Source organism: Acinetobacter brisouii (assembly GCF_008993995.1).
In the GTDB taxonomy this organism is placed as follows: Bacteria; Pseudomonadota; Gammaproteobacteria; order Pseudomonadales; family Moraxellaceae; genus Acinetobacter; species Acinetobacter brisouii_A.
On the sequence record NZ_BKNN01000004.1, the window covers coordinates 38,034 to 62,959 of the forward strand.

Annotated in this window: 23 protein-coding genes and 5 pseudogenes; 17 read left to right on the plus strand and 11 right to left on the minus strand. The window is 42.0% G+C overall.

Annotated features, from left to right (window positions below):
* Window positions 1-19: 19 nt before the first annotated feature.
* A pseudogene (locus tag GBN19_RS02100) lies at window positions 20-411 on the plus strand (IS481 family transposase); the annotation flags it as partial.
* 136 nt (window positions 412-547) lie between these two features.
* Here GBN19_RS02100 and GBN19_RS02105 read toward each other — a convergent pair.
* The 8 genes from GBN19_RS02105 to ispH form a co-directional block, all read right to left on the minus strand.
* Window positions 548-988, minus strand: a complete 441-nt coding sequence (locus GBN19_RS02105) for a type IV pilin protein (protein WP_171494415.1) — start codon at window positions 986-988, stop codon at window positions 548-550.
* Window positions 989-1,453 carry a type IV pilin protein gene (locus GBN19_RS02110; RefSeq protein ID WP_171494416.1) on the minus strand — a complete coding sequence of 155 codons (465 nt, stop codon included), beginning with the start codon at window positions 1,451-1,453 and terminating at the stop codon, window positions 989-991.
* Between the two features lie 12 nt (window positions 1,454-1,465).
* Window positions 1,466-5,338, minus strand: a complete 3,873-nt coding sequence (locus GBN19_RS02115; RefSeq protein WP_151776978.1) for a pilus assembly protein PilY — start codon at window positions 5,336-5,338, stop codon at window positions 1,466-1,468.
* Between the two features lie 10 nt (window positions 5,339-5,348).
* Window positions 5,349-6,116 (minus strand): pilus assembly protein PilX, encoded by a 768-nt coding sequence (locus GBN19_RS02120; protein WP_228271192.1) that lies wholly within the window; start codon window positions 6,114-6,116, stop codon window positions 5,349-5,351.
* Window positions 6,117-6,121: 5 nt separating this feature from the next.
* Window positions 6,122-7,051, minus strand: a complete 930-nt coding sequence (locus GBN19_RS02125; RefSeq protein WP_151776980.1) for a prepilin-type N-terminal cleavage/methylation domain-containing protein — start codon at window positions 7,049-7,051, stop codon at window positions 6,122-6,124.
* A gap of 1 nt (window position 7,052) precedes the next feature.
* A complete protein-coding gene (gene pilV / locus GBN19_RS02130; protein WP_151776981.1) occupies window positions 7,053-7,646 on the minus strand; it encodes a type IV pilus modification protein PilV in 594 nt (197 codons plus the stop codon).
* Window positions 7,636-8,154: a GspH/FimT family pseudopilin gene (locus GBN19_RS02135; protein ID WP_151776982.1), complete on the minus strand. Its 519-nt coding sequence runs from the start codon at window positions 8,152-8,154 to the stop codon at window positions 7,636-7,638. Before GBN19_RS02135 ends, pilV begins: the two co-directional genes overlap by 11 nt.
* 128 nt (window positions 8,155-8,282) lie before the next feature.
* A complete protein-coding gene (gene ispH, locus GBN19_RS02140) occupies window positions 8,283-9,233 on the minus strand; it encodes a 4-hydroxy-3-methylbut-2-enyl diphosphate reductase (protein ID WP_151709306.1) in 951 nt (316 codons plus the stop codon).
* 119 nt (window positions 9,234-9,352) lie between these two features.
* On the opposite strand from ispH, the gene gmk reads away from it, so the two are divergent.
* From gmk to bfr, 6 genes are all read left to right on the plus strand, one after another.
* The gene (gmk, locus tag GBN19_RS02145) at window positions 9,353-9,973 is read left to right on the plus strand and encodes a guanylate kinase (RefSeq protein WP_151776983.1); all 621 of its coding nucleotides are present in this window, start codon (window positions 9,353-9,355) and stop codon (window positions 9,971-9,973) included.
* A 75-nt stretch (window positions 9,974-10,048) separates the two neighbouring features.
* Entirely contained in the window at window positions 10,049-10,327 is a 279-nt protein-coding gene (gene rpoZ / locus GBN19_RS02150; protein ID WP_151709304.1) for a DNA-directed RNA polymerase subunit omega, read from the plus strand.
* 205 nt (window positions 10,328-10,532) lie between these two features.
* The gene (locus tag GBN19_RS02155) at window positions 10,533-12,641 is read left to right on the plus strand and encodes a RelA/SpoT family protein (protein ID WP_151776984.1); all 2,109 of its coding nucleotides are present in this window, start codon (window positions 10,533-10,535) and stop codon (window positions 12,639-12,641) included.
* A 76-nt stretch (window positions 12,642-12,717) separates the two neighbouring features.
* A complete protein-coding gene (locus tag GBN19_RS02160) occupies window positions 12,718-13,098 on the plus strand; it encodes a RidA family protein (protein ID WP_004754460.1) in 381 nt (126 codons plus the stop codon).
* A gap of 156 nt (window positions 13,099-13,254) precedes the next feature.
* A complete protein-coding gene (locus GBN19_RS02165) occupies window positions 13,255-13,449 on the plus strand; it encodes a bacterioferritin-associated ferredoxin (protein WP_151709302.1) in 195 nt (64 codons plus the stop codon).
* Between the two features lie 183 nt (window positions 13,450-13,632).
* Window positions 13,633-14,106: a heteropolymeric bacterioferritin subunit Bfr gene (gene bfr / locus GBN19_RS02170; RefSeq protein WP_151709301.1), complete on the plus strand. Its 474-nt coding sequence runs from the start codon at window positions 13,633-13,635 to the stop codon at window positions 14,104-14,106.
* A 42-nt stretch (window positions 14,107-14,148) separates the two neighbouring features.
* Here bfr and GBN19_RS02175 read toward each other — a convergent pair whose 3' ends face one another.
* Complete coding sequence (locus tag GBN19_RS02175) at window positions 14,149-15,801, minus strand: PglL family O-oligosaccharyltransferase (RefSeq protein WP_151776985.1); 1,653 nt, start codon at window positions 15,799-15,801, stop codon at window positions 14,149-14,151.
* Between the two features lie 207 nt (window positions 15,802-16,008).
* On the opposite strand from GBN19_RS02175, the pseudogene GBN19_RS02180 reads away from it, so the two are divergent.
* A pseudogene (locus GBN19_RS02180) lies at window positions 16,009-16,890 on the plus strand (pirin family protein); the annotation flags it as partial.
* Complete coding sequence (locus tag GBN19_RS02185) at window positions 16,887-17,300, plus strand: OsmC family protein (protein ID WP_151776987.1); 414 nt, start codon at window positions 16,887-16,889, stop codon at window positions 17,298-17,300. The pseudogene GBN19_RS02180 and the gene GBN19_RS02185, both read left to right, overlap by 4 nt.
* 6 nt (window positions 17,301-17,306) lie before the next feature.
* Here GBN19_RS02185 and GBN19_RS02190 read toward each other — a convergent pair whose 3' ends face one another.
* The gene (locus GBN19_RS02190; RefSeq protein ID WP_151776988.1) at window positions 17,307-18,170 is read right to left on the minus strand and encodes a pirin family protein; all 864 of its coding nucleotides are present in this window, start codon (window positions 18,168-18,170) and stop codon (window positions 17,307-17,309) included.
* Window positions 18,171-18,314: 144 nt separating this feature from the next.
* On the opposite strand from GBN19_RS02190, the pseudogene GBN19_RS02195 reads away from it, so the two are divergent.
* The 7 genes and pseudogenes from GBN19_RS02195 to GBN19_RS02230 form a co-directional block, all read left to right on the plus strand.
* Window positions 18,315-19,239 (plus strand): annotated as a pseudogene (locus GBN19_RS02195) (LysR substrate-binding domain-containing protein).
* A gap of 89 nt (window positions 19,240-19,328) precedes the next feature.
* Window positions 19,329-20,033 carry an FFLEELY motif protein gene (locus GBN19_RS02200; RefSeq protein WP_151776989.1) on the plus strand — a complete coding sequence of 235 codons (705 nt, stop codon included), beginning with the start codon at window positions 19,329-19,331 and terminating at the stop codon, window positions 20,031-20,033.
* Window positions 20,034-20,162: 129 nt separating this feature from the next.
* Window positions 20,163-21,110 (plus strand): bifunctional demethylmenaquinone methyltransferase/2-methoxy-6-polyprenyl-1,4-benzoquinol methylase UbiE, encoded by a 948-nt coding sequence (ubiE, locus tag GBN19_RS02205; RefSeq protein ID WP_151776990.1) that lies wholly within the window; start codon window positions 20,163-20,165, stop codon window positions 21,108-21,110.
* Between the two features lie 15 nt (window positions 21,111-21,125).
* Window positions 21,126-21,788, plus strand: coding sequence for a hypothetical protein (locus GBN19_RS02210; protein WP_151776991.1), 663 nt, complete (start codon window positions 21,126-21,128; stop codon window positions 21,786-21,788).
* Window positions 21,789-21,800: 12 nt separating this feature from the next.
* Window positions 21,801-23,420: an ABC1 kinase family protein gene (locus tag GBN19_RS02215; protein ID WP_151777005.1), complete on the plus strand. Its 1,620-nt coding sequence runs from the start codon at window positions 21,801-21,803 to the stop codon at window positions 23,418-23,420.
* Window positions 23,421-23,586: 166 nt separating this feature from the next.
* Window positions 23,587-24,285, plus strand: a pseudogene (locus GBN19_RS02220) (FAD-dependent oxidoreductase); the annotation flags it as partial.
* Window positions 24,286-24,340: 55 nt separating this feature from the next.
* Window positions 24,341-24,523, plus strand: a pseudogene (locus GBN19_RS02230) (transposase); the annotation flags it as partial.
* Here the strand turns inward: GBN19_RS02230 and GBN19_RS02235 are convergent.
* Window positions 24,518-24,712 (minus strand): LysE family transporter, encoded by a 195-nt coding sequence (locus GBN19_RS02235; RefSeq protein WP_228271193.1) that lies wholly within the window; start codon window positions 24,710-24,712, stop codon window positions 24,518-24,520. The pseudogene GBN19_RS02230 and the gene GBN19_RS02235 overlap by 6 nt on opposite strands.
* 36 nt (window positions 24,713-24,748) lie before the next feature.
* On the opposite strand from GBN19_RS02235, the gene GBN19_RS16195 reads away from it, so the two are divergent.
* Window positions 24,749-24,883, plus strand: coding sequence for a hypothetical protein (locus GBN19_RS16195; RefSeq protein WP_266095371.1), 135 nt, complete (start codon window positions 24,749-24,751; stop codon window positions 24,881-24,883).
* Window positions 24,884-24,926 lie beyond the last annotated feature (43 nt).

The window sequence follows — 24,926 nt, forward strand, 5'->3', positions numbered from 1 at the left end:
TGGGGTTCAGCGGACGCTTACACAGGATCTACCAATGCGGCGTATTCTGACAGACAGGGGCACCATTTTGCCCAGCAGCGCTGCTCATGCAGTAAGGTTGAACAACATGATTATGAGCTGTATTTAGCCATTAATGATATTGATCACATAAAAACTAAAGCAGCATCACTGCAAACGAATGGGACCTATGAGCATTTCCATAAGACGATCTTGCAAGAATTTTATCAAATTACATTTAGGAAAAAGCTTTATAGCATGCTCAAAGAGCTGCAAATGGATCTAGACGACTGACTGAAATTTTATAATACTGAACGGACTCATCAAAGAAAAATGTGCTGTGGTCGTACACCACTAGAAACCCTATTTGATGGAAAACGAATTTGGGCTGAGAAGAATTTAGCTCAAATTTAACCTGACAGGCACACTAAAAAATGGGGAACTGTGACAGCTCAGGTTTGAGCTAGTACAGCCTAGCTCAGTTTGATCAGCTTACACAGAGTATTGGTCTATACTCTGTGCAAGCTACCTACAAAACCATAGATATATTTTAGTTAGTATCCCAAGTTGATGTACTGCTTAGCACACAAGCTGTCGCTCCTTGCGACCAGTACTTTTGTCCATCTTGGTTTAAACACACCACGCCATTACCTGTTTGTAGACTTGAGCTGACTGGTGTAGCCGTTAAGGTATAGCCTTGGTTATCGTCATCAAGAGCCAATGAAATTGTATAATACGCTGTTCCTGTGCTTGGATAATTTGCTGTTCCACCAACACCAGTCAATGTTGCACTTGCATAAGTATTATTCGCCAGCTTATAACTTTGTAAGCGTCCAGCAACTCGCATCAATTCACTTTGTACATCAACACGATTTCCCTTTATCTTATATTTGGTATAACTTGGATAAGCAATCGCCGCCAAAACCCCAATTATTGCGACAACAATCATTAATTCAATCAAAGTAAAACCATTTGGCTTGTATATTGTCATTTACCAACTCTCTGAACCAGTAGTACCACAACTCGTATATGAAACACTGCTTTGTGTCTTATTCTTACAGCGAACCCCTGTACTCGTTAATAAATAATTATAATTTCTGTCATCTGCCGTTGTTGCTTTGATTGCCCAATTACGACCCACGGCTGTACTATTTGTCAAAGTAACATTGCTTACATCTGGATCAACGATGGTCAGGGTATAGGGATATGATGTATTACTTGCCACTGTGGTTGTTGTTGTCGAAAAACCTTTGTAATTAAAATTGCGGGCTTTATGACGATCCAACAAAACAGCCAAGCGCTGCATTTCCTGCTCAGCCTGAGATGCACGAGAACGTCGTGCATACTCTTGATAAGCAGGAACTGCAATTGCTACTAAAATAGCAACAATTACAACCACTACCATTAATTCTATCAGCGTAAATCCTCGATTTTTTGAAATTTGATTCATGTTCATGCTAAAAACACTCTACTTGCTCGTTTCATACCAACGTTTTGGCAGTAATGCCAATGCTGTTGAATATGTTGAAGCAGCATTAGAGCCACTTGTTAAAGCTCCAGTTGCCGTAATTAATGCACGATTTGTTCCTGAACTATTACTTGATCCAACACTTGGGGCAACAATCCCTGTTCCTATAGATGTATGCGAAATGAAGCTCGAAGCTGCAACCTCAGTGGCTGTACATACACCATATGGCATGCAGAATTGTGTTACATAGCTTTCACCTTTTACACCAGAACCACAGTCACCCGATGAACCTGCTTGGCTACCATCATAAGAGGTTACGTAAAGATCATAATCAAGTACAATTGGAGTCGTCAGAATTTTCTCATCCTGCGTCATACTTGATGCAAAATAATAATACCAACCTTCTTTTGTAGCATAGGGCGCAACTGCTGTTTTATTTGCATTGCTTGCAAGCTTTCCGAGATTCGAAAGTGTATTGTCTGATGTATTTAAAGTAGAACCTGTACATGTGGTACTCGTTGCAGCACAGACCGTATAAGCTGAATTGGCACTGTTCATATTAAATAAATCAGAACGCGCTACATCCTTATCATAAATATTGTAAATCGCATCATTTTTATAATTTGTATCCGAAGTATCAAATAGTGGCGAACTGTGATTTCCACTACCAATCGTCACAACACCAAATTTCGAACCATTATTCGTATAAGTTGAAAATGCAGGCATATCATAAAAACGTGGGCTGTACTGACCATTATTTAAGTTGAGCAAACGTACAGGCGTTTTTGCAAACATACTGGTATCTGTGGTTGAGGTTAAGGTGTTATTTAAATCAACACGCCAAACCTGCCCACCCAAATCGCCAAAATACAAGTGATCAATTAAACCGTCAGAATCACGGTCAACTGTTTTAATTTGGCTGACTACACTATATTTCATGTTGGCTGAGGTTGTATATTGAACGCCTGAGGTTGTATTTGCTGAGGTCGCATTTGCACCAGCCCACCAAAGTAACTGACCTGTCAAGGCGTCAAACATATAGACACCTGAACCTTTGTTATTGGCTTGGCTATTATATTCTCCTTCATAACCTGAAAATGCAGTACGTTCACCTGTACTACTACTGAATGTGCCATCACCGTTGGTACCACCTGCATCATAGCCACCACCAACAAACATCACCAACCGTTTAGAACCTTTCCATTTCACCCAACCGACACTTGGCTTAGACCAGCTCTGTCCCATATAACCCAACTCTTTATAAGTTTTTGAACTGGAACAAGTTTCTGGGGTATCCGTCTGTGAGCTACTATTACAATACACAGCTGTATTATTTGGATCGATACGGAACGCAATCTTCGGATTACTCATATCTTTCAGATTTAAAGCATAATAGCTTCGTCCACCCATACGTAGTCCACCGTATGCCATTTGCATACCACTGCCTGTTGCACTACTAATATCAGAAGAGCCAACAGTTAAGCTACCATCAGTCTTTGCAACATACTCACTATAAGCTGTCCAAGGAGCATCAACGCCATAATAAAGCGTTTGATAGGTAGAACTACTAAACCCTGTCGTTGCCGTATTGGTTTGGAAAGCTCGTTTTTGTGTGGTAATCAATTCATTCGGTAAGAAAGCAAATTTCTCTTCCCCAGTATCGGCATCAACAACAGACAAGACACCCTGTGTTGTACCAAATAAAACATAATCATCACGATTTGAGCTACTGGTCACGCCACCTGTGGTGATTACTGTACCTGACTGAGTCAACAAAACAGGTGTAGAATGCATGACTGCACCGACTTGACGAAGACTACTCAGCGCAGACAACCCTGCTGTCGTTGTTGGTAAACTGGTTGTATCATCTGGAGTACTAATCACATAGCCTAGCAAGGATAGAAGATAACCACGATCCACATCAGTTGTATTGGTGACATAACTTGAACCAATTTGATTTAATGTTGTAGCTGTGACTGCTCCACTGCTATCTCGGTTGGTTAATAATTTACGATTGGCAACATAAGATGATGTCATACCCACCGGTAAAACACCTTTCACACCACCTGTCGATGCTAAGCTAGAGTCTGTCACATATTGCGACCAAATATCGTAGTTAGTCACGTAAGTACCGCTACTATCAACAATAGAGTTACCTTTAATATCCTTAACCAAACCACTGATAACATTATATTTTTTTAGGTTACCCGCCCAAAGCTGATAAACTTCACTTGGAGTTGGCTGAAACTGTGCAGAGTAAGCATAATTTTGTACAACGGTCGGGTTGAGTTCATCGGTTGGAATGTATGATGCACCTGTCGTTACAGCAGGAATATTAGTAGTTAATGAAGTAATAAAGTTGTTTACACTATTGACAACGTCACTTGAACTCGAACCTGCGTACCAACCACCACCACCATATACACCCCACGCAGCAGCTTTTTTTGCATCGCTATTTAATGCGGCTTTAATTGCACTCAGATCAGTATTGGTACTAGCTAAACCAGCAATATTATTTAAGTTTTGCAACTGAGTGAGAGAACTACTATAAGATGTTATATTATTCATAGTATCACCAAAACCCACAATTGCGGTTTTAATATCAACACCTAGAGGATTAAGCTTGTTTGAACTTGTTGAACCAGCAATAGTTCTGTTACGTAATAACTGGGAGAAGTCACTGATACAATTCCATGCATTGCCAGAATAATTTGCCCCAGTACTATTAAATAAAGTACCTGAACAAGTCATATTATTACTATAAGTACTGGTTAAGGCATTTTGCATTAAAGCCTTAACCACACTATCTCCATTACCATTTGGTTCACCATCTGTTAAAAAATAAATCCCCTGCCCACTACACTGAGTACTATCGGTATTTACAGGAGATGTATACGCTGTAAGAGCAGCGTTTTTAGCACCGTCAACTGAATAGGGGAAGCCACTTCCTGTTGGCGTTGTAGCAACTGATTTATAATAGTAGGTTGTTTTACTGCCACTTGTTAAATAATAATAAGTCGTTGTGGTTGTACCACTTGTTGTACCACCATCTGAAGTATAACTTGTTACCGTTGGGGTACTAGTACTAGTTGTACAGCTACTTTTATTTGTTGACCCACTGCTACCACAGCTATACCAAGTTTTTGTACCTGCTGTAGTCGTACCCAACATATAAGCACCTACCTCAGCATATGCCTCACCTGAAGGTGTTGCAAAGCTCCCCGTCCATGTACTTAAAAAGCTCAACAACAAGGTTCGTTGATCTGTCACGCTTATGGTGGTGTTTGTATAGTACAAAGTACATGTTTTACTATTTACATAAGCACAGGCTGTCTTCGTATAGCTGTTTAATGCTGGTGCAGTTGTTGTTGTTGCTCCCCATGAGGTACAGGTTGCATAATCACTCCATGCTGTACATGAGCTATATACATACTTTGAACCATTATAATAATATTTAACCATTGGTTTTTTTTGAGTATAAGTACCACCACCCGCAATTGTAGTACTCAAGGCACGTGCTGGAACCATTACATAGCCTGCAGAGTTGCTATAAAATGTAGATAAACCAATCACTTTATCATCATCAATTTTTGAAACACCATCCCCACCTGCAAGGGCTTCAATCATCCCAAGACGTACACGTTCTAGTCGGGTAATCCCTGTAGAATCTGTACTCGCCATACTCCCCGAGTTATCGAGCAAGAACATAATGGTGACTGTACCTGCCGTAGCCTTTTTATAAATCTCGATATCACTGGCTTGTGTGGCAGGAATAGCCAAACAAAGTAGTAAAGTCATCGCCCCAGATAAGAATGCAGCGATTCCTTGTTGAAAGCGATGAAGGGTTTGTTTAAGTTGAATCAATAATTTCATCACGCTCTCCTTAACTACTACTTGTCAGAGTTTGTGTTAACGTGTACTCAGAAATATGTGTCGTGAACGGCACATTTAAACCAGCCAGACATTCTGAAATGCTCTGGTCTGCTCCTGAAGATGCGGTGTAGCCTGCTGGAACCACTGGATTACTCATATGAGTAGATAAACAACTATAAATAGCTGAAGTCGAAGCTGTAGAGAGTGTCGGCATAAGTGATACAGCATGTACAATGGCTTTTTCAGCACTGATGACTTTTGCCGAATCACTATCTGTTCCATCCACAGTTCCCGAGAAAGGAGTATCAGTTGTTGAAGAATCAACAAACTGCACTGTGATTTGTGTCATGACGACACTGCGCCCACTGGTATAATAATTAGATGAACTACTTGGATTACAATAGCCTGCGATTCCAATTTCACTATTAATGGGTGCACTACCTGACTGCCATTTGATGATGCTGGCATTTGAAAGTGTGAAAAAATTAGTATTTGTTCCACGATAACAAAACACCAATTCCTTACCCTTATTACTACTGGTTCGAATGTAACCAAACATGCCATTGGTTGCCAATTCTTGGGATAAATTATCAGCATCTTGTAAAGTAAAAACGGCTGAATCTGAATTTTCAAACATTAACTGCTGTGCCTGGCCATTGGTTGCAATATTTAACGACACTAAGCTTTGTCGAATTGCCAATGTACCAACAATAGTAATAAGAAGTAACACAACCAAAACAATGATCAGTGTTGCCCCTGTTTGAGAACGTTGATTCATCATCTTTAACGATCTCCCAAAGCATTACGCATAGCGACAGCCTGTGCGACCACCTGACGTAAATTTTTTGTTTTAATATTTTGAATCGTGCTGTTTAAAGTTACCGTTTTATCCAATACTGCAAATGATTTTGTTAGATCGATATTGGAATCAACACCAACTGATTGATTCGAACGGGTTAATACACCTAGTTTTACACCTAAAATACGTGCTGTCGGTGCATTTGTGACATAGTCTGAAATACTCATGTCTCTCAAACTGCCTGCGCTATTTTGTACCGTCAACAAGACTCTAAAATAGTCAACACGCTTCATAATGATTTGACCATTAAGTCCAAAATTAAGAGAAGAAGAAGCTGGACTAAAAGTCATAATACCTGCACTTGTTGCACGCCCTGCATCACACGCTAACGCTAATGCTGTTGCGGATGTTTCGTTGCTATTGAGTTTGTCATCCTGACGCACAAAATAACGTTCTACTACAAATGGAATAGTTTTTGCTACAGGATCAATAAATTGAACTTGTGTTCCTTCACAATCGAATAAACCACTGTCAATTTGAGCTTGTGTTGGCAAATATTGAATAACCAGTTGATCACTACCCACATCAACATTTGATGTATTGCTGACCTCACTTTTACTGACATTGGCAGTCGATATACCTGCCAAATTGGTTGTGCTAAAAACAATGCCACCATTTGCAGAACTCGCAGTCATGGTTGCAGTTACAGCATTTAAATTTGCCATCCGAATATCTTTGGCCATGTAATTTAAGGCAAAATTGGCATTATCCTGAATATCAGCAGCACCTTGTTGTAGCGCAAAACTTTTTTGCCCTGCAATAAAAAGCATAACCGCTGCTGCCACAATAATTAAACCCAAAGCCAGTGATACCATGAGTTCAATAAGCGTAAACCCTCGTTGTGAATATCGCATCTTAATAGGTCTCCATCACAATACAGGTCGAATTATCATTGTAAGAAAAGCTTGAACTTGAACTTGAACTAGTGGTACATTCGGTATGTCCTGTTGTCATCGCAGTTGTATCTACGGGGTCTGTTTTACCCCAAGCAACATAAATACAACGACGGCCATTTGCTGTACCTGGGCAAGTGATCATATTCAAAGTCATACCTGCACTGGTTGCCTGTACAGAAGCTTCATGAACATCAAATACCGCTTTTTCTGTTGGCGTACAAAAACCTGTATAACACTTACTACCTGAAGTAGCCTGATTGTCGTTATTCCCGTTATTGCCATTATTCCCGTTATTCCCGTTATTCCCGTTATTGTCGTTATTGTCGTTATTGGCTAATTGAGTCTGATATTCGGTTATAGCAGAATTATTAATCCGTATTTTTTCAGCCAAATCTCGTGCAATATTGATAGCTTGAATACGGTTTGCACCTTCTGCTGTGGCTTCAACTGCTCGAAGCTGTAACGCAACAAAGCCTAGTACTGCAATTGCCAATAGCATTAATGCAACCAATACTTCGAGCAATCCTACCCCTTGTTGATATTTAACTTGCATTGCAACTCCCCGAAACAAGTTCGCCTTGTTGTACTGTTCCCATGCGGGAAATAATGATTTTTTTAGAATACTTAGCATCCGCCTGAGCATTATCACAAAGTACCAAGGTTAAATCTGAACTTAAAGGTATTGTGGGCGTAATCGGATCTTGAACCAAACCATCGCTACGAAAAATTACTGCAGTTGTAGTTGAAACTAAAGTAGTCTTTCCAGAGGCCACCCAATTCAGAGTACTTTCATCTTTTGATAGAGTACTTTCTGTATCTTCTGATAGAGTACTTTTTGTATCTTCTGATGATGGCTTTAAAGTAACGGTTACAAGACGACGTTCAAGGGCTGCTTTACTCCGTGCTTTATTTAAAGTAATAACGAGTTCACGTGTACTTTTATTTAGATTTTGTTTTAGCATTAGATTATTAAATGAGGGTATAGCTATAACCGCAATAATCGCCATTAAACTTATAGTCACCATAAGTTCAACAAGCGTAAAACCCCAAACTTTTCTCATTTTTTGCCTATAGACAGCCCATTCCCTATTTAAAATCATAGTTATTTTTATTACAAACAAAATACAATTAGGATAAAAGGCATAAAAAAGCGGACAAGTAACTATCCGCCTTCATTTTTTCTACTTTTTTAAGCCTGAACGATATGAATTCTTAACTCTTTAGGCAAACTAAAAGTTACATTTTCTTCACGCCCATCCAATTCATTGGGCACATCCGCCCCCCAATCTTGCAAACGTTGAATCACCTGTTTAATCAAAATTTCTGGTGCTGAAGCGCCTGCTGTAACCCCCACTTTTGTATTTGGCTGAAACCAGTTTGCTTGGAGTTGCTCGGCATTATCAACCAAATAGGCAGCCTTGCCCATACGCTCAGCCAGTTCACGCAAACGATTCGAATTGGATGAATTGGGTGAACCCACAACTAATACGACATCGCACTGCTCAGCCAAGTCACGCACCGCATCCTGACGGTTTTGGGTTGCATAGCAAATATCATCTTTACGAGGACCTTGAATATGCGGATATTTTTGACGCAAAGCATCAATCACTTTAGCAGTATCATCAATTGAAAGTGTGGTTTGCGTAACAAAAGCAACGCGTTCAGGATGTTTCACTTGTAAATCAGCAACGTCTTGTTCATCTTCAACCAGATAAATCTCACCGCCATTGCTTTTATCATATTGCCCCATCGTTCCTTCAACTTCAGGATGCCCATGATGTCCAATCAAAATTGCCTCGATACCTTCGCGAGCATATTTGGTCACCTCAATATGAACCTTGGTGACCAATGGACAAGTTGCGTCAAAAACTTTTAACCCCCGACGTGCAGCTTCTTGCTGAACTGCTTTAGAAACCCCATGAGCACTAAAAATGACAATATTATCATCGGGTACTTCGTCAAGCTCATCCACAAAAATCGCACCTCTTTGGCGCAAATCATCAACAACAAATTTATTGTGCACCACTTCATGGCGGACATAGATGGGTGGCTGGAAACATTCAAGTGCCCGATTGACGATCGCAATAGCACGGTCAACACCTGCACAAAAGCCTCGTGGGTTAGCCAATACAATTTCCATAACTTCCTCAATCTGACACATAGTCACTGTTTTTTTGAATTTATCAGCCAAACTATTCAGTTTAGCGGCACTCTACTCTAAAATAGAGAAGATATTTTATCATATCAGGAAAAAATATCATGTCGGGTCTATTGTTTGTCGTTTCTGCTGCGTCGGGAACGGGCAAAACATCTCTGGTCAAAGCCCTGCTCGAACGTGTAACCAATTTACATGTTTCTGTTTCTCATACAACGCGTGGGCAACGTCCCGGTGAGCTCGATGGTGTCCATTACCATTTCACAAGCAAAGATCATTTCTTAGAGCAAGTTGAACACGGCGGTTTTATTGAATATGCCGAAGTTTTTGGCAATTATTATGGAACGTCCCAAGCCACTGTACGCCAACAGCTTGAAAAGGGTCATGATGTACTTCTTGAGATTGATTGGCAAGGTGCTGAACAAGTTAGAAAACTTTTTCCACAATCAAAACAAATCTTTATCTTACCTCCAAGCCAGTTTGATTTACGCCAGCGTTTATCTAATCGAGGGACTGATGCCGTTGAAGTGATTGAGCATCGTTTGAGCTGTGCTATTACTGACATGCAGCAATATGTCAATTTTGATTATGTTATTATCAATGATGATTTTAATAAAGCCTTACATGACCTTGAATCTGTCATTAATGCCAACCGTTTGACCATGTTGCAGCAAGCCAATCGTCATCAACAATTAATTGCTAAATTGTTGTGCCCTGAAAATTGATTAAAACTTGAGTCTATTCGCAAAGCATTTTATACTGCACAGTCTAGTTAAATTTAACTCAGTAAGAGATTTCTTATGGCACGCGTAACTGTTGAAGATTGTTTAGACCATGTAGACAACCGTTTTGAATTGGTCCTCGTGGCAAGTAAACGTGCGCGCCAATTATCACGCCAAGGCATTGAACCAACTGTAGAGTGGGACAATGATAAACCAACCGTTGTGGCGTTGCGTGAAATTGCAGCAGGTCATGTGAGCAAAGACATTTTGAAACAACGTGAGCAAGATTACCAAACTTCTAGTCTTGATCTTGCGCTTTCTGCGAATAATTTGAACCTTGAAGGCTTTACTTTCTAAGCTCAAATTTTCTGTATAAAAAGCCTAGTTGGTTCAACTAGGCTTTTTTGTTTGCTCTATTTTAGTGCAAAATCGACTAAAACAATCAACTTTATTGAAATTTTCAGGTTTTTTTTCAATCAGACAAATTGACAAGACTCGTAGAATGTTTTTCATTAAAGGGCTACATTTCTATTTGTGATTTAGCATTATTTAAAGGTGGTTTATGCCAGGCGAAGAAGTCAGCCAAGCAAAGCAACAACTTAAACTGATTATTGACGAATATTTGTCAGAAAAAGATGTCGAGCTGGTGCTTGCTGCCTGTGATTTCGCCGACCTTGCGCATAGTGGTGTAACGCGCAAAAGTGGCGAACCTTATGTGCTGCACCCGATTGCGGTCTGCGGTATTTTGGCACACATGCGTCTTGATGCTCAAACACTCATGGCAGCACTGCTACATGATGTGATTGAAGATACCGAATTTACCAAAGAAGAAATTGCCGCAAAATTTAGCAAGGTCGTGGCAGAACTGGTCGATGGCGTCACCAAGTTGACCCATTCGAGTGACAAGCAAGTCAATAAGGCGGCATCGTTCCGTAAAATTCTTCAGGCAACGCTTCAAGATCCACGTGTCATTATTATCAAACTTGCCGATCGTTACCATAACATGACCACGCTTGATGCCTTACGTCCAGATAAACGTGCACGTATTGCCCAAGAAACCATTGATATTTTTGTTCCAATGGCACGAATCGTCGGTATGAATGAAATGGGGGATAACCTCGAATATCTGTGTTATCAAAATCTTGATCTTGATGTATTTAATGAAATCCAGCAAGCACTGCAACAGACTCGACCTAAACGCTGTGAATATCAGCAAATTTGGGAAAAAAATCTGACTCAGTTGCTGCAACAGCATCAAATTGCAGGCCGCATTAAAAAGAAAAATAACAATATTGAGTTGATTCGCCATTTTCTGAAAAATGACATTAACCTACAGGAACTCACTCGTAGCCATACCTTTGAAATTATTTTGACCAGCATTGCAGATTGTGATCGCTTGGTGGAAATTTTGCGAGAAAACTTCCAAGTTTTACAATTTGATGATCACATTCGCCGTCCGCTACCAGGGGGCAACCAGTCATTAATGATGAAACTCAAAGGTGAAAAAACGACACTTTCATTAACCATTCAAACTGAATTGATGCGTAAAGCTGCACGTTTTGGTGTGGTTTTAGGGGAAAATGCACCGCAAGCCTGCCGTTCAGCGATTCAGGCATCTATGCAAAATCTCAATACACTGATTGATGGCGAGTGTGCAAAAACCACATTCAATGAATTACTTGATTATCTGCATCAGGAAAAAATTTGGGTATATACACCACAAGGGCATTTACATGAGTTGCCACAAGGTGCAACTGTTGTAGATTTTGCTTATGCTGCCAGCCTTTTCCTTGGTAATCATGCGATTGGCGCAAAAATTGATGGTGAAACACGCCCTCTTTCAACGCCTCTTAGCAGTGGTCAAGTTATTGAAATATTGACTGATGTACTTGCGACACCCAATCCAGACTGGCTCAGTTTTATCAATACACAAAAAGCACGTCGTGCAATTCAAAACATCTTACGTGATCAAGATATTGAAGAACAAAGAATTATTGGCAAGCAAGCATTAGACCGTGCATTACGTTTATTTAACAGCGCAAGCCATCAACTCTCAGCCGATGATTGGGCAAATGTTTTAGAATGGCGTCATCTCGACAGTCAAAATACCCTTTACGAACAAATTGCTGTGGGTGATCTGTTACCACAACTGGTTGCCAACCATTTATTTTCTAGCGATAGTCAATTTGAAGAAGAGCAAAGCTCACATCGCCTTATTCAAGGAACTGATGGAATTGATGTCAAATATGCCCGTTGCTGTAATCCAATTTTAGGTGATCCAATTCAAGGGCACTTATCACGACGTGGTTTGATTGTGCATCGTGAACGTTGCTATAACCTGTTGCATGAGCAACATTTGCATCCTGAGAATATTATGCCGCTTCACTGGAGTGAACATAATGTTGACGATGTCAGTTTTACCGCTTATTTGTGTATTGATATGAGTATGGATGATGAGCAGATCTCTGATCTCATCTACCAATGTCGTAAAGCAAAATTTGGGGTCGAAATGGTACGCTCCCAAGATCATAAAACCTACGTCAATGTCGTGGTCAATAACCGTAAAGAAATTGCACAAGTGATTCGTGAATTACGAATGCATTTTGGCTTTCCACGCATTTTACGCCAAGATACGCCTATTACGATTACTGAAACACATAAAGTTGTGTAAAGGTAAGCGCATAGTGAAAGCATTGTGTGTTATATATTGATTTAATTCGGTTATTGAATTTGTAAAGGAGATCTTCATGTCACGCCAAGTGATTCATACTGAAAACGCACCTGCTGCAATTGGAACTTACTCTCAAGCCATTTTAGTTGGGAATACCTTGTATCTTTCTGGGCAAATCGGTTTAGATCCATACAGCATGGAATTGGTAGATGGCATTGAAGCGCAGATTCGCCGTGTATTCGATAATATTAAAGCCGTGTGTGAAGCTGCAGGTGGTTCTCTAGCCGATTTTGCTAAGCTCAATATCTTCTTGACAGATTTATCTAACTTTCAGCTTGTGAATCAAATTATGGGTGAGTATTTTCCTCAGCCTTACCCTGCTCGTGCTGCACTCGGTGTTGCTAGTTTACCTAAAGGTGCTCTCGTTGAAATGGATGGGATTGTGATTATTCCTTAAGCATTTCAGCATGGATATAAAACCACCGATCAGGTGGTTTTTTTTTATTCAAAAAGCCAATGAAAGTTTAGACAAAATGCAAATGAAACAAGTTGACAAACAATAATAATTATCAATAATATCAATCATCGTATTTATCTTCTTATAGGTGCGCACATGTATGTTTGTTTATGCCGTGGTATTACTGACCAAGACATCAAGGATGCAGTTGCCAATGGTGCAGAAACTTACCGAGAAATCCGTGACTTACTGGATTTAGGGACATGCTGTGGACGCTGTGCGCCTGAAGCACGTAGCATTATTAATGAAGAATTAGCTGAAATTGCTGCAAAGATTTCTGTCGCTGCCTAATCATAAATCTGTTGTTGACTTCTTTTACCTACCCTCGACTCAAGGGTAGGTTTATTTTTATGTGTGATTGTGATTTTCATTTGCCGTTCTATAAACTACTCGCAGCAATACTCGATATTGGTTAAGATCAATTTATTATTGCTTAACTTCTGTTTAAGCTTATATTTTTGCGGAGAAATAATAATGAAAGGCAATCGTGAAGTCATTAATCAGTTGAATCAGGTACTTTATCACCATCTCACTGCCATCAATCAATATTTCTTACATTCACGCATGTTTAACGACTGGGGCATCGAAAAGCTCGGTTCAGCCGATTACAAAGAATCTATTCGTCAAATGAAACATGCAGATAAAGTGATTGAACGAATTTTATTTTTAGAAGGTCTGCCAAATTTACAGCATTTAGGCAAACTTTATATTGGTCAACATACTCTTGAAGTTTTGCAATGCGATGTGCGTAAAGTGAAAGAAAACATTGAGGCTCTCAAACAAGCTGTTGCATTGTCTGAACAGCTTCAAGATTATGTTTCACGTGACTTGGTACAGGAAATTCTAGAGTCTGAGGAAGATTACTGGGACTGGCTTGAAACACAAATTGACCTGACCGAAAGTGTCGGTATCGAAAATTATATTCAAAGCAATATGGCTGACGAATAATAAAAAAGCTGCCGAATGGCAGCTTTTTTATTGGCTTAAAATTTAATGCAGTGGATTGCCATTGTGATCTTGATCGAGCAATAGCTGGTTATCAGGATGATCCACCCGATATAAACCATGAATTAATTTAAGCTGATGCTGTGCTTGTTGCATTTTACCATTATAAGCCAGTAATTGAGCATATTTATATAAATCATAATGTGTTGGTGTAATCACAACCACATGATGATAGCGTTCGAGCTGCTTTGGCGTTAAATAGCTAAAACGATTTAAGTAATACCATTCTGCACGCTGATCAAATTGATCCAAGACATAAAGATGATCAGGTTTGACCAAAGGAATGCCTTGGTCTGAATGTTTACGCCCCTGATTTAGAGCATCTGCAGCACTCAGATAATCTCGCCAAATCAGACCATAAAGTAAAATGGACAGCACCAAAATAAAAGTATTTAGATTGGCAGAGAGTTGCCATGTTGCCATAGATGTCCGTGTATGTGCTTGTATAACGCCCAATAGAAAACCGACAGGCAATAAGAAGTAAGCATAATTCTGTGGAAACTCAAACATGGCATGTATCAAAACACAACACACCATCAGTGTAGCCACCAAAGCTTCACTTTGTTTGACCTGTTTATTCAACTGCCAAATCCACCAAGCGATATATGCGACAATCGCTGTGCCTAGCACCACACCATTCCAGACCAATAATTCTAAAATTAAGTTGTGGGCACTGTTGGTTCGCTCATTATGCTCAAGGAAGTCTGCGCCAACCAATTGTGCATAACTGGTTTGATTCCAGCCATACCCCATAAGTGGATGCTGCTGAATGGCATAGAGCATTTGCATCCAGATATTAAAGCGCGAGTGACTTGAACTTGCACGCTCAATCACATCTGACATCTCAGAGTGAGATAAACCCAGATTGACCAGCATGGTATTTAAGCTTGGAATCGCCAACAAACAGCCTACATAGACACTCACCCATGCCAAAACATGATATCGAGTGAAACGCTGCTCTGTTGCAGACAATTTAAAAAATAAATAAATACTCAAAACCACACACGCCACCCATGGTGTACGTGATTGACTCAGGGCAATCGTAAAGGTCAGCAATAATGCCCCAATCGTCACCAGCCATGTCGGTAAGATGCGTTTTTCAAAGAGATATAAGCACCCCATGAGGCTCATCATCAGGAAAGTAGCCATATTGTTGGGCTGAGCAAAATTGGCATACGGACGATTTCCGCGCAACTGCATCACGCCTAGAATCCCTTGATCTAAATGCAGCCATTGTAAGAGTGCGATTGCGACCGTAATGAGCCCAACAACAAAGGTTAAAAGACTAAAGCCCTTAAAAATCTGTTGACGCGATACTGGTTCACGACTGAGATTGAAGCCGAGTACCACCATCATGGCAAAGGCAAATACATATAAAGCAGCTAACAAGGCTTTACTGAAGTAAAATTCGATCCCCAGTAACCACTGTAAAAATGGAATACAGGCAATCAAAAATAATGGCAATTGTTGTTTAGGCAATGCTAATGGTTTGTCGATATACAATCCCAGCGTACATAGTGCTGCTGCATAAGCAAACAATTCACTGGAAAAGGTGAGCCACGGTGTATAGTGATCTGGAGATAGCCATGACAATGCCAGTAGCACGCCAATAAGCAAAAACAGGAATCTTTGCATCATGAGCAAACAGGTGGAAAATAAAGCGCGTATTATAGTGTATTTTTTCTAAAAGCTATGTAGCTCAACTGCACTTGACAAGAACGGATCTTCATTTTTCTATTTATAGGATGATGATTTACTAAACTCACCAGATGAGTCCTCAACAATGCCTGCTAAGATCAGAGTCATCATCTTCATGAGTATGCCCCCATGTCAACGCTAGCTACTGAACTTCCTTTACGCCGTGCCGAGATTGGTCAAGGCACTGTCATTGCCCGCGCACTTCCACATCGTGAGAAACGTATGATCGGGGCTTGGTGTTTTCTCGACCGTGCAGGCCCTGTTCAGTTTGCACAAGGAAAAGGTCTAGACATTGGCCCACATCCACACATCGGTTTACAGACTTTTACTTGGATGATTGCAGGAACTTTGATGCACACGGATAGTTTGGGGTCAAAGCAATTGATTCAGCCGAAACAAGTCAACCTTATGACGGCTGGGCATGGGATTTCACATACAGAAGTTGCGCCTCAAACTGAAACTGAGCTGCATACTGCGCAATTATGGATTGCACTTCCTGATGCCAAACGTGATATGCCTGCAAAATTTCAGCACTATCCTCAACTGCCTGTTATTCAGCAGCAACAACTCGAATGTACCGTATTGGTCGGAGAATTCCTCGAACAGCTTTCTCCTGTTGAAGTGTACAGTCCATTAGTGGCTGTAGATTTCTGCACAGCACAATCTGCCAGTCAAGCCACCCGCTTTAAACTCAATCCCAAATTTGAATATGGGCTGCTGCTGCTCACAGGAGATGTTCAAATTAATGGACAAACGCTGAGCAATGACAATATGATGGTCTTTTCAACAGGCACAACAGAAATCGTCATTGAGCTTGCAGCGAAAAGCCGAGTTTTGTTGATTGGGGGAGAACCTTTTGAATCCCCTATTTTGCTGTGGTGGAATTATGTGGGTCGAACTGAACAAGAAATTAAAACGGCTCACCAACAATGGCTTGCGCATGATCGTCGTTTTGGGGAAATTCATGATTATGATGGACAACGACTACAGGCGCCAACATTTCCCACACATATGAGGGCATCAAGATGAGTATTATTGGGCGTAGTCATGTAGAAGCATTTAATGAAGCATGGAAAGGTTTAGTGAGTTGCGGGGAGCATCAATTTTTAACAGATGAACCCAAATCACTCGGAGGGCAAGATCAAGGCGCTGCGCCTTATGATCTGCTGTGCAGCAGTCTTGCCGCATGTACCATGATTACATTACGAATGTATGCCAAACATAAAGCGATTGACCTCGAAAACTTTGCCGTTTCAACCGAATTCTTTAGCCATCAAGATGGAACTGAATATATTCAGCGCCATCTTGAATTTAATACAGCACTCGATGAAGTTCTCAAACAAAAATTATTGGCAATTTGCGAAAAAACGCCCGTCACCAAGACTTTGCTGCGCAGTGTACGGATTGAAACGCAAATAATTGATATTGCACAGCGCTAAACTGATTTACATTTCACCAAAATCACCACGGTTAAAGTCATGAATCGCCTGCATAATTTCTTGCTGGGTATTCATGACAAAAGGTCCGTAACCTTGAATCGGTTCATTCAGCGGTTGTCCTGTCAAAATCAGAATCCCTGCGCCCTGTTCAGCACTGATCTGAATGGGCGCAGCATCATCTGGGTCAAACAACACAAAACTGTGATCGGTCACGTCATATTGCTGGTTAATCCGCACGGTGCCTTGGCGCACCACCACAATACAGGTTTGCCCAACAGGAACGTTAAATTCATGCTGCTGCCCTGCTGCCAGTTGAATATCCCAGACATTCACAGGGCTAAAGGTTGAAGCTGCGCCCTGTGCATCGGCATATTGCCCTGCAATCACCCGCAAATAACTGCCTGCGTCATCCAGCGCAATTGAAGGAATCTGCGCTTGGGTAATCGCTTGGTATTTGCCTTTGGTCATTTTGTCTTTAGCTGGCAAATTCACCCAAAGCTGTACCATTTCCAGCTCACCACCTTGTTGGGTAAACGCTTCAGAATGCAGTTCTTCATGCAGCAAGCCTGCACCTGCGGTCATCCATTGCACATCACCCGTCTGAATGGTGCCACCACCGCCGTGTGAATCCCGATGCGAAATTTCACCTTTATAGGCAATGGTGACGGTTTCAAAACCACGATGGGGATGTGCGCCGACCCCGCGTGGCGTGTTGGTTGGGCTAAAAAATTCAGGTGCGGCGTAGTCGAGCATTAAAAATGGACTCAACACTTGCCCTAAACGGTCATAAGAAAATAAGGTGCTGACATGAAAACCATCGCCCACCCAGTGTTTTTGCTGTGTCCGATATTGCCCAATGACTTTTTTCATGTCGAAATCCTCAGTTGATTTAGAGGATAATTTTACTTGTTATTCAGCAGTCAAAAAATCCATAAAAATAAGAAGCACTATCTTATATATGCGATAAACAACTTCCGTTACAATCTAGCCGCTGTCCGAACACAGGAATTCGCCATGCATATTTTTGATGATTACTATTATTTTTATTTGGTCGTCAAACATGGTGGTTTTAGCGCAGCCAGTGAAGCAACACACATCACCAAATCCAAACTGAGCCGACGGATTTTAGAACTCGAAGAACGCTTTAATATCAAGCTAATTCAACGCACTACACAATACTTTCAGGTCACGCCACTCGGTCAGCAGTTCTATGAAGAATGCCAAAAAATCGTCAACCAGATCGAATACAGTAAAAACGTACTCTTACAACAAAAAAGTGAGCCGCAAGGTCTGGTTCGAATTAGCTGCCCAAATGTGATGATGCAGTTTCAGATTCGCCCAATTCTGAATGCTTTTTTTAAAACAATACCCGAAAGTCCAACTCGAACTGGAGTTGACCAGTCGCCGTGTCGATGTGTTACATGACAATATCGACATTGCGATTCGTACCAGTTTCAACCCGAATGAAGACTCCAGTTTAATCGTGCGGGATGTGGTCAAAACTACCCATTGTCTGGTGGCGAGTCAAAGCTTACTGCAAGGACACGAAATTCAGAATTATCAGGAATTAGTACACTACCCTGCCGTAGCTTTGGGTCTGATGAAAAGCCGTTACACTTGGCATTTACAGCATTTGACGACAGGTGAAACCGCTGATTTTCATTTTGAACCACGTTTGAAATGTAATGACTTGGCGGGTGTGTACTATGCCGTAAAAGATGGATTAGGCATTGCTGACTTACCGATCTTGACGGTGCAAAAAGATTTGGAGAATGGCGATCTGATTCAAATTCTTCCCGAATGGCAATCTAATACAGGTACGGTGCAACTGGTGTATGCCTCACGTAAAGGACAGCGTTTAGTCATCGAAAAGCTGATTGAGGCCTTGGTTCAGGGCTTACGCGATATGATCGGACGCGAGGCGGGTTATATTCATTAGCTCATCAATTGCTTGGCTTTTACGTAAAAGCATAGAATTTTATCAGTAAGCTGTTTTAAGATAACTTTCTTTTTCAGTAATTTTGAGAAATGTCAAAGCTCAGTGCATTAGATCAACTGCTACAACGCTATAAACAATTGCAATATCATCAAGATCCTGTGTTATTCCAACGCCTACAAGATGTACAACAATGGCAAAAAAATCGTTTAAAACACTCTCATCAAGGTCTATTTTCCGAAAAAAATAATCGACTCATGGCCGATTATTTTGTCAATCGTCTTTATGGTGGTCCAGACTTTGATGCCTTGGCACAACAAATCGAACGCTTAATGAAGTATGCCCACAAAGCCGAAAAGTTTATTCCTGAAAATGCGATTAAAGCAGGCACTCATGGCATTCTACTGGCAATTTATGCGGTCGAACTCGATGAGCAAGTTGCGGCACATATTCAAAACAACTATCCGCACAACCAAGTGCTCAATGACGAAATCATGCGTCAAACATATTTGCAACTCGATCAGGCTGATTTACGTTTAAAACAACTGAGTATGGCGGATGAGTTTGGGCATTACTTAGACCGTTATTTGCGCTCATTTATGGTTCATACTGCCTTTAAAATGTGTAAATCGGTGGCGTATAAACACCATTTTCAAATGATGTATGACTTTATGGATGAAGGCTTTACCGCCATGAAACCACTCAAGTCGGCAGAGAAATTCGTCCGTGATTTTAGCGCGCAGGAACGCCAAGTCATCCATCGTGTCCACGCAGGCGATCCACAGCCTTTTCAATAATCGCCCCATACAAAACAGACTTTTTTCTGTATATTATTGATCAATTCAAGCATGATGATCACTGCAAAGTTTTGCATAATCTGTCATCATGCTCCCTAATTTCTTATACAGGTGAATGAGGAGAGACTCATGTCGAACGAACACCCAACGCCAAATACAGCCAATGAGTCGACAGAAAATTCTAATAAAGTTAGTCCTTTTTTAACCTCGCCTCTTCCTGAAGGGACTCCACAAGGTCAACAAGAGACCCTGAACCAAACACCACAAGACACCCCCATTACAGGACAAGTGCCGCATTACAACCTGCCACGTGGCGCAGGCAAAACAGGCAATGTCGGTGACACCACGCATTTCGGTTTTAAAACGGTTCGTACTGAAGACAAAGCCCAAAAAGTTGCGGAAGTGTTCCACTCGGTTGCCAGCAAGTACGACATTATGAATGACTTGATGTCATTTGGTATTCACCGTTTATGGAAACGCTTCGCGATTAACATGTCTGGCGTACGCCGTGGTCAGCACGTGCTGGATATTGCAGGCGGTACAGGTGATCTTGCCAAAGTCTTCAGTCGTGAAGTCGGCCCTCAAGGTCATGTAGTACTTTCCGACATTAACGAATCTATGCTCAATGTGGGTCGTAGCCGTTTGCTCGATGCTGGCTGTACCAATGTTGATTTCGTCTTAGCCAATGCCGAAACTTTAGAACCGTTTGCCGACAACAGTTTTGACCTGTTAACCATCAGCTTTGGTCTACGCAACGTGACCGATAAAGATGCAGCACTTGAATCAATGTTCCGCGTGTTGAAACCAGGTGGTCGCTTACTGATTTTAGAATTTTCTAAACCCGTATTTGAACCATTCTCTAAACTGTATGATCTGTATTCATTTACCGCACTCCCAGTGATGGGTAAATTGGTGGCGAATGATTCTGAAAGCTACAAATATCTGGCTGAATCGATTCGTATGCACCCAGACCAACGCACCTTAAAAGGCATGATGGAAAAAGCAGGCTTCCAAAACTGTGATTACCATAACCTGACTGGCGGTATCGTTGCAGTTCACCGTGGTTTCAAACTCTAATCGAGGACGCCCCTGATGTGGTCAATTCTTGCATTAGGTGCTGCTGAACGTCTGGTCAATCGTATGATTGACCTTGACGCGATTACACGCATCCAACTCAATCAACTCCAAGGGCAACTGCTTCGTGTCGTGATTGCCTCGCCACAACTCTCGGTTGATGTTTTCTTTGATGAAAACACCCTGCGCCTTGAGCCAACGGTGACTGGGCACAGTGAAATGCCCAGTGTATTTGAACAACGTCCTTTCGATCCCAAACAAAGCCCAAGCACTGCCGATACGACCTTACAGGTTGCCAATGTGGTTGAGCTACTGAAATTATTACTGGACAAAGAAGTCGGCACGATTCCCGTACAAGGTGATTTTCGCCTGTTACAAAGCCTGCAAGACATTTTGCAGCGCATTGAACCTGACTTGGCAGCCCATTTGTCGCCGTGGATTGGCCCGACACTGGCCCATGAACTCGGTAAAATTCAGCAGCTACCCAACCTTGCCAAGCGCTCACTCCAAAGCAAACTGTTTTTTGCCGAAGATACCTTAAAAGAAGACAGTGGTTTATTTGCCCCGCGCTGGCAAATGGATGAACTGCAACAAGGCACACGTGCCTTGCAACAAAATATTGACCGACTGGAAGCCAAAGTTCAGGCATTACAGCAGAAAATTCTCCCAAAACAAGATTAGGTGACCGCTTTAATGATTCCGCATATTTCCCGTTTACTCGAACTGTGGCGTATTGCTGCGCACTATAGACTCGACACGTTGGTTGCTGCGGAAGACATCCCCATCAAGGCGCGTCCCTTACTGAAACTGATTCGCCTGCACCCTGCGGCATGGTCAAGCAGACAAGGGAAAAATCCGCTCAAGCTCAAAGAAGCTTTGGAGGATATGGGGCCATTAGCCATCAAACTTGGGCAGTTATTGTCAACTCGCCGTGACCTGATTGCCCCTGAAATTTTGCAGCAGTTGGTCTTGTTGCAAGATCGAGTCAAACCCTTCGGTGCCGATGTCGCTAAAATGCGCATTCAGCAATCCTTGAAAGCTGACATCAATACGCTATTTTCCCGTTTTGATGAGCAACCACTCGCTGCGGCATCGATTGCACAAGTCCATACCGCTGCCCTGCATGATGGGCGTGAAGTGGTGGTCAAAGTCACTCGTCCCAATATTCGGGCGCAAATTCTGCAAGATTTTGAAATTCTGACGTGGCTGGGGCACAACCTCGAAAACCGTCTTGAAGCAGCACGTGCGCTACATCTCTCAGAAATTATTCAGAATTACCGTCAAACCATTCTGAATGAACTGGATTTGACCCTCGAAGCTGACAACACCCGTCGTATGCGCCATTATTTTACAGGCTCAAGCATGATGTATGTGCCTGATGTGTATATGGATAGCACCGATGTGATGGTGGCGGAACGTATTACGGGCGTGCCTATTTCAGATACGGAGACTTTTGACCGTCTCGGTATAAACCGTGCAGACTTGGCAGAAAAAGGCTTAACCATTTTCTTTACCCAAGTCTTCCGCGATAACTTTTTCCATGCCGATATGCATCCTGGCAACGTGTTTGTGGAAACCATCAACCCGCAGCAGCCGCGTTATATTGCCCTTGACTGCGCCATTATGGGTGAACTCTCCAAGCAGGATCAGATGACGGTTGCCCGTATGCTACTTGCCGTGATGAATGGCAATTTCATGCAACTGATTCAGGTGGTGCATCAGGCAGGCTGGATTCCACCGGGAACGGATCAGGATGCTTTGGCTCGCGAAATGCGCCGCACCGTTGGCCCGATGATTTCCAAGCCGATGCATGAGCTGGATTTTGCAGGCATCCTGATTCAGGTGATGGATATTGCCCGTCGTTTCCACTTAGAAATTCCACCGCAGTTGATGCTGTTACTCAAAACTTTGGTACACGTGGAAGGTCTGGGAACCGATCTTTATCCTGAACTAGATATCTGGAAACTGGCAAAACCGATTCTGACTGAATGGGTCAAATCCAATATGGATCCTGTGAAAAATATCAAACAGTTAGGGCAGCAAATTCCTGACTTACTGTTAGGTGCTCAGGATATTCCTGCGCTGATTGTGGATAGTCTGAATGGTTTAAAAAATCAGTCCGCATGGCAAGACAAACAGTTACGTGAATTACAACATTTACGTTTGCAGATGCAACAGCAGCAAAAACGTAGCTGGATTTTTGGCAGCATGATCGCGATTTTACTCAGCATCGCCATCATCAGCCCATGGTTTGTATCGATTCCACTGATTGTTGTGGCCAGTCTGATCGCACTGTGGCGGATTGTACGTTAAGTCGATCATTCAAGCGGGCATGTCCCGCTTTTTTTATCCCAAAAACTCAGCAATGGCTTGCATCACATCGCGGTATCTCTCTTTTTAAATCACCATTCCATTCTAATCGCCTGCAACATGCTCAAAATACAGCAAAATAATATGAAAATAGCGATCAATCATTCAAATGAAAACGCTCCATTTTGCCATTATTGGCGCAGGAACCGCAGGACTTGCTACGGCTGCCCTGCTTGCCCGACAAGGCTTTCAAGTCAGTATTTTTGAAAAAGCCCAACATCTCGATCCTGTCGGCGCGGGTTTGTTATTACAACCTGCGGGTTTAGCTGTGTTTGAACATTTGGGTGTTCTCGAACATGCCTGCCAGTTGGGGGCGAAAGTCACAGGTTTAGAAGGTCAGCTTGCCGATGGTCGTTTATTGGTGAATAGCCATTATCATGAAGCAGGCAATCATTACACAGGATTAGGCATTCACCGTGCAACCTTGTGCCATGTGCTGCAAACCGCCGTCAATCAGCATCGGGATGCGATCACATGGTACATGGGCTATGACATTCAGCAACTCCAAGAATCCCCTGAACAGGTTCGGCTAATTGGGCAAGATGCCCAGCAACATCCCTTCGATGCTGCGTTTGATGCGGTAATTGTCGCGAATGGCGCACGTAGTCAACTGCGCCCATCGGCATGGGTCAAGATTGATCAGCCTTATCCTTGGGGAGCCGCATGGACAATTGTCCCTGAGTGTCAGCAATTTAATCGTGAAATCCTGCATCAGTTTTACGATACCAGTCAGATCATGATAGGTATCTTGCCGACGGGGGCGATTCCCACTGCACCTGAACAACGCCTGTCCAGTGTGTTCTGGAGTTGGCTTTGTTGCACAAAGCTATTCTTAAGGGCTTCTTCAGCGATATAATTTTCAAATGAAGAAGCCTACACACAAAATCTACCGCACAACCAATTGGCCCGCATATAACTGAGCTCTCATTAATCGTGGGAATATTGCCATTTGGTTCGATCCAAAGACCCAGTGGTATGCACAATCACAAGGCAAGCATGGTCGAAATCAAACCTATTCTGATACTGCCATCCAGTGCTGTCTATTGTAGCAACACGCTCATCCCCAATAATGCGCCAATTGCATAGAGCAAATCGCCGACACAGGTTCCCAGTCCTAAACAAAAACCCTGTGCATAGCCGCGCTGCATGGCGAGGGTCATCATGGCGATATTGGCAATCCCAATATCTACACATAAAGAAAGACTGAGAAAAAAACCATTTGAAAAAGCAACCATGCAATATTTGTCCTGATCCGTGAAATAGCGTGTCTGATGGATGGAGTACATCACGACAAACAACACGCCGTATTGGAAAAAATTGCCCTAGATTCAAATTGGCTGCGGCAAAATGCTGAAATATTGGTTTTGGAAAACTGGTTAGATGCCGTACACTATAGCCCTGCTTAATTTAAGCCTCTTTTATTCCACGCAAGATATTTGGTGATTTTCC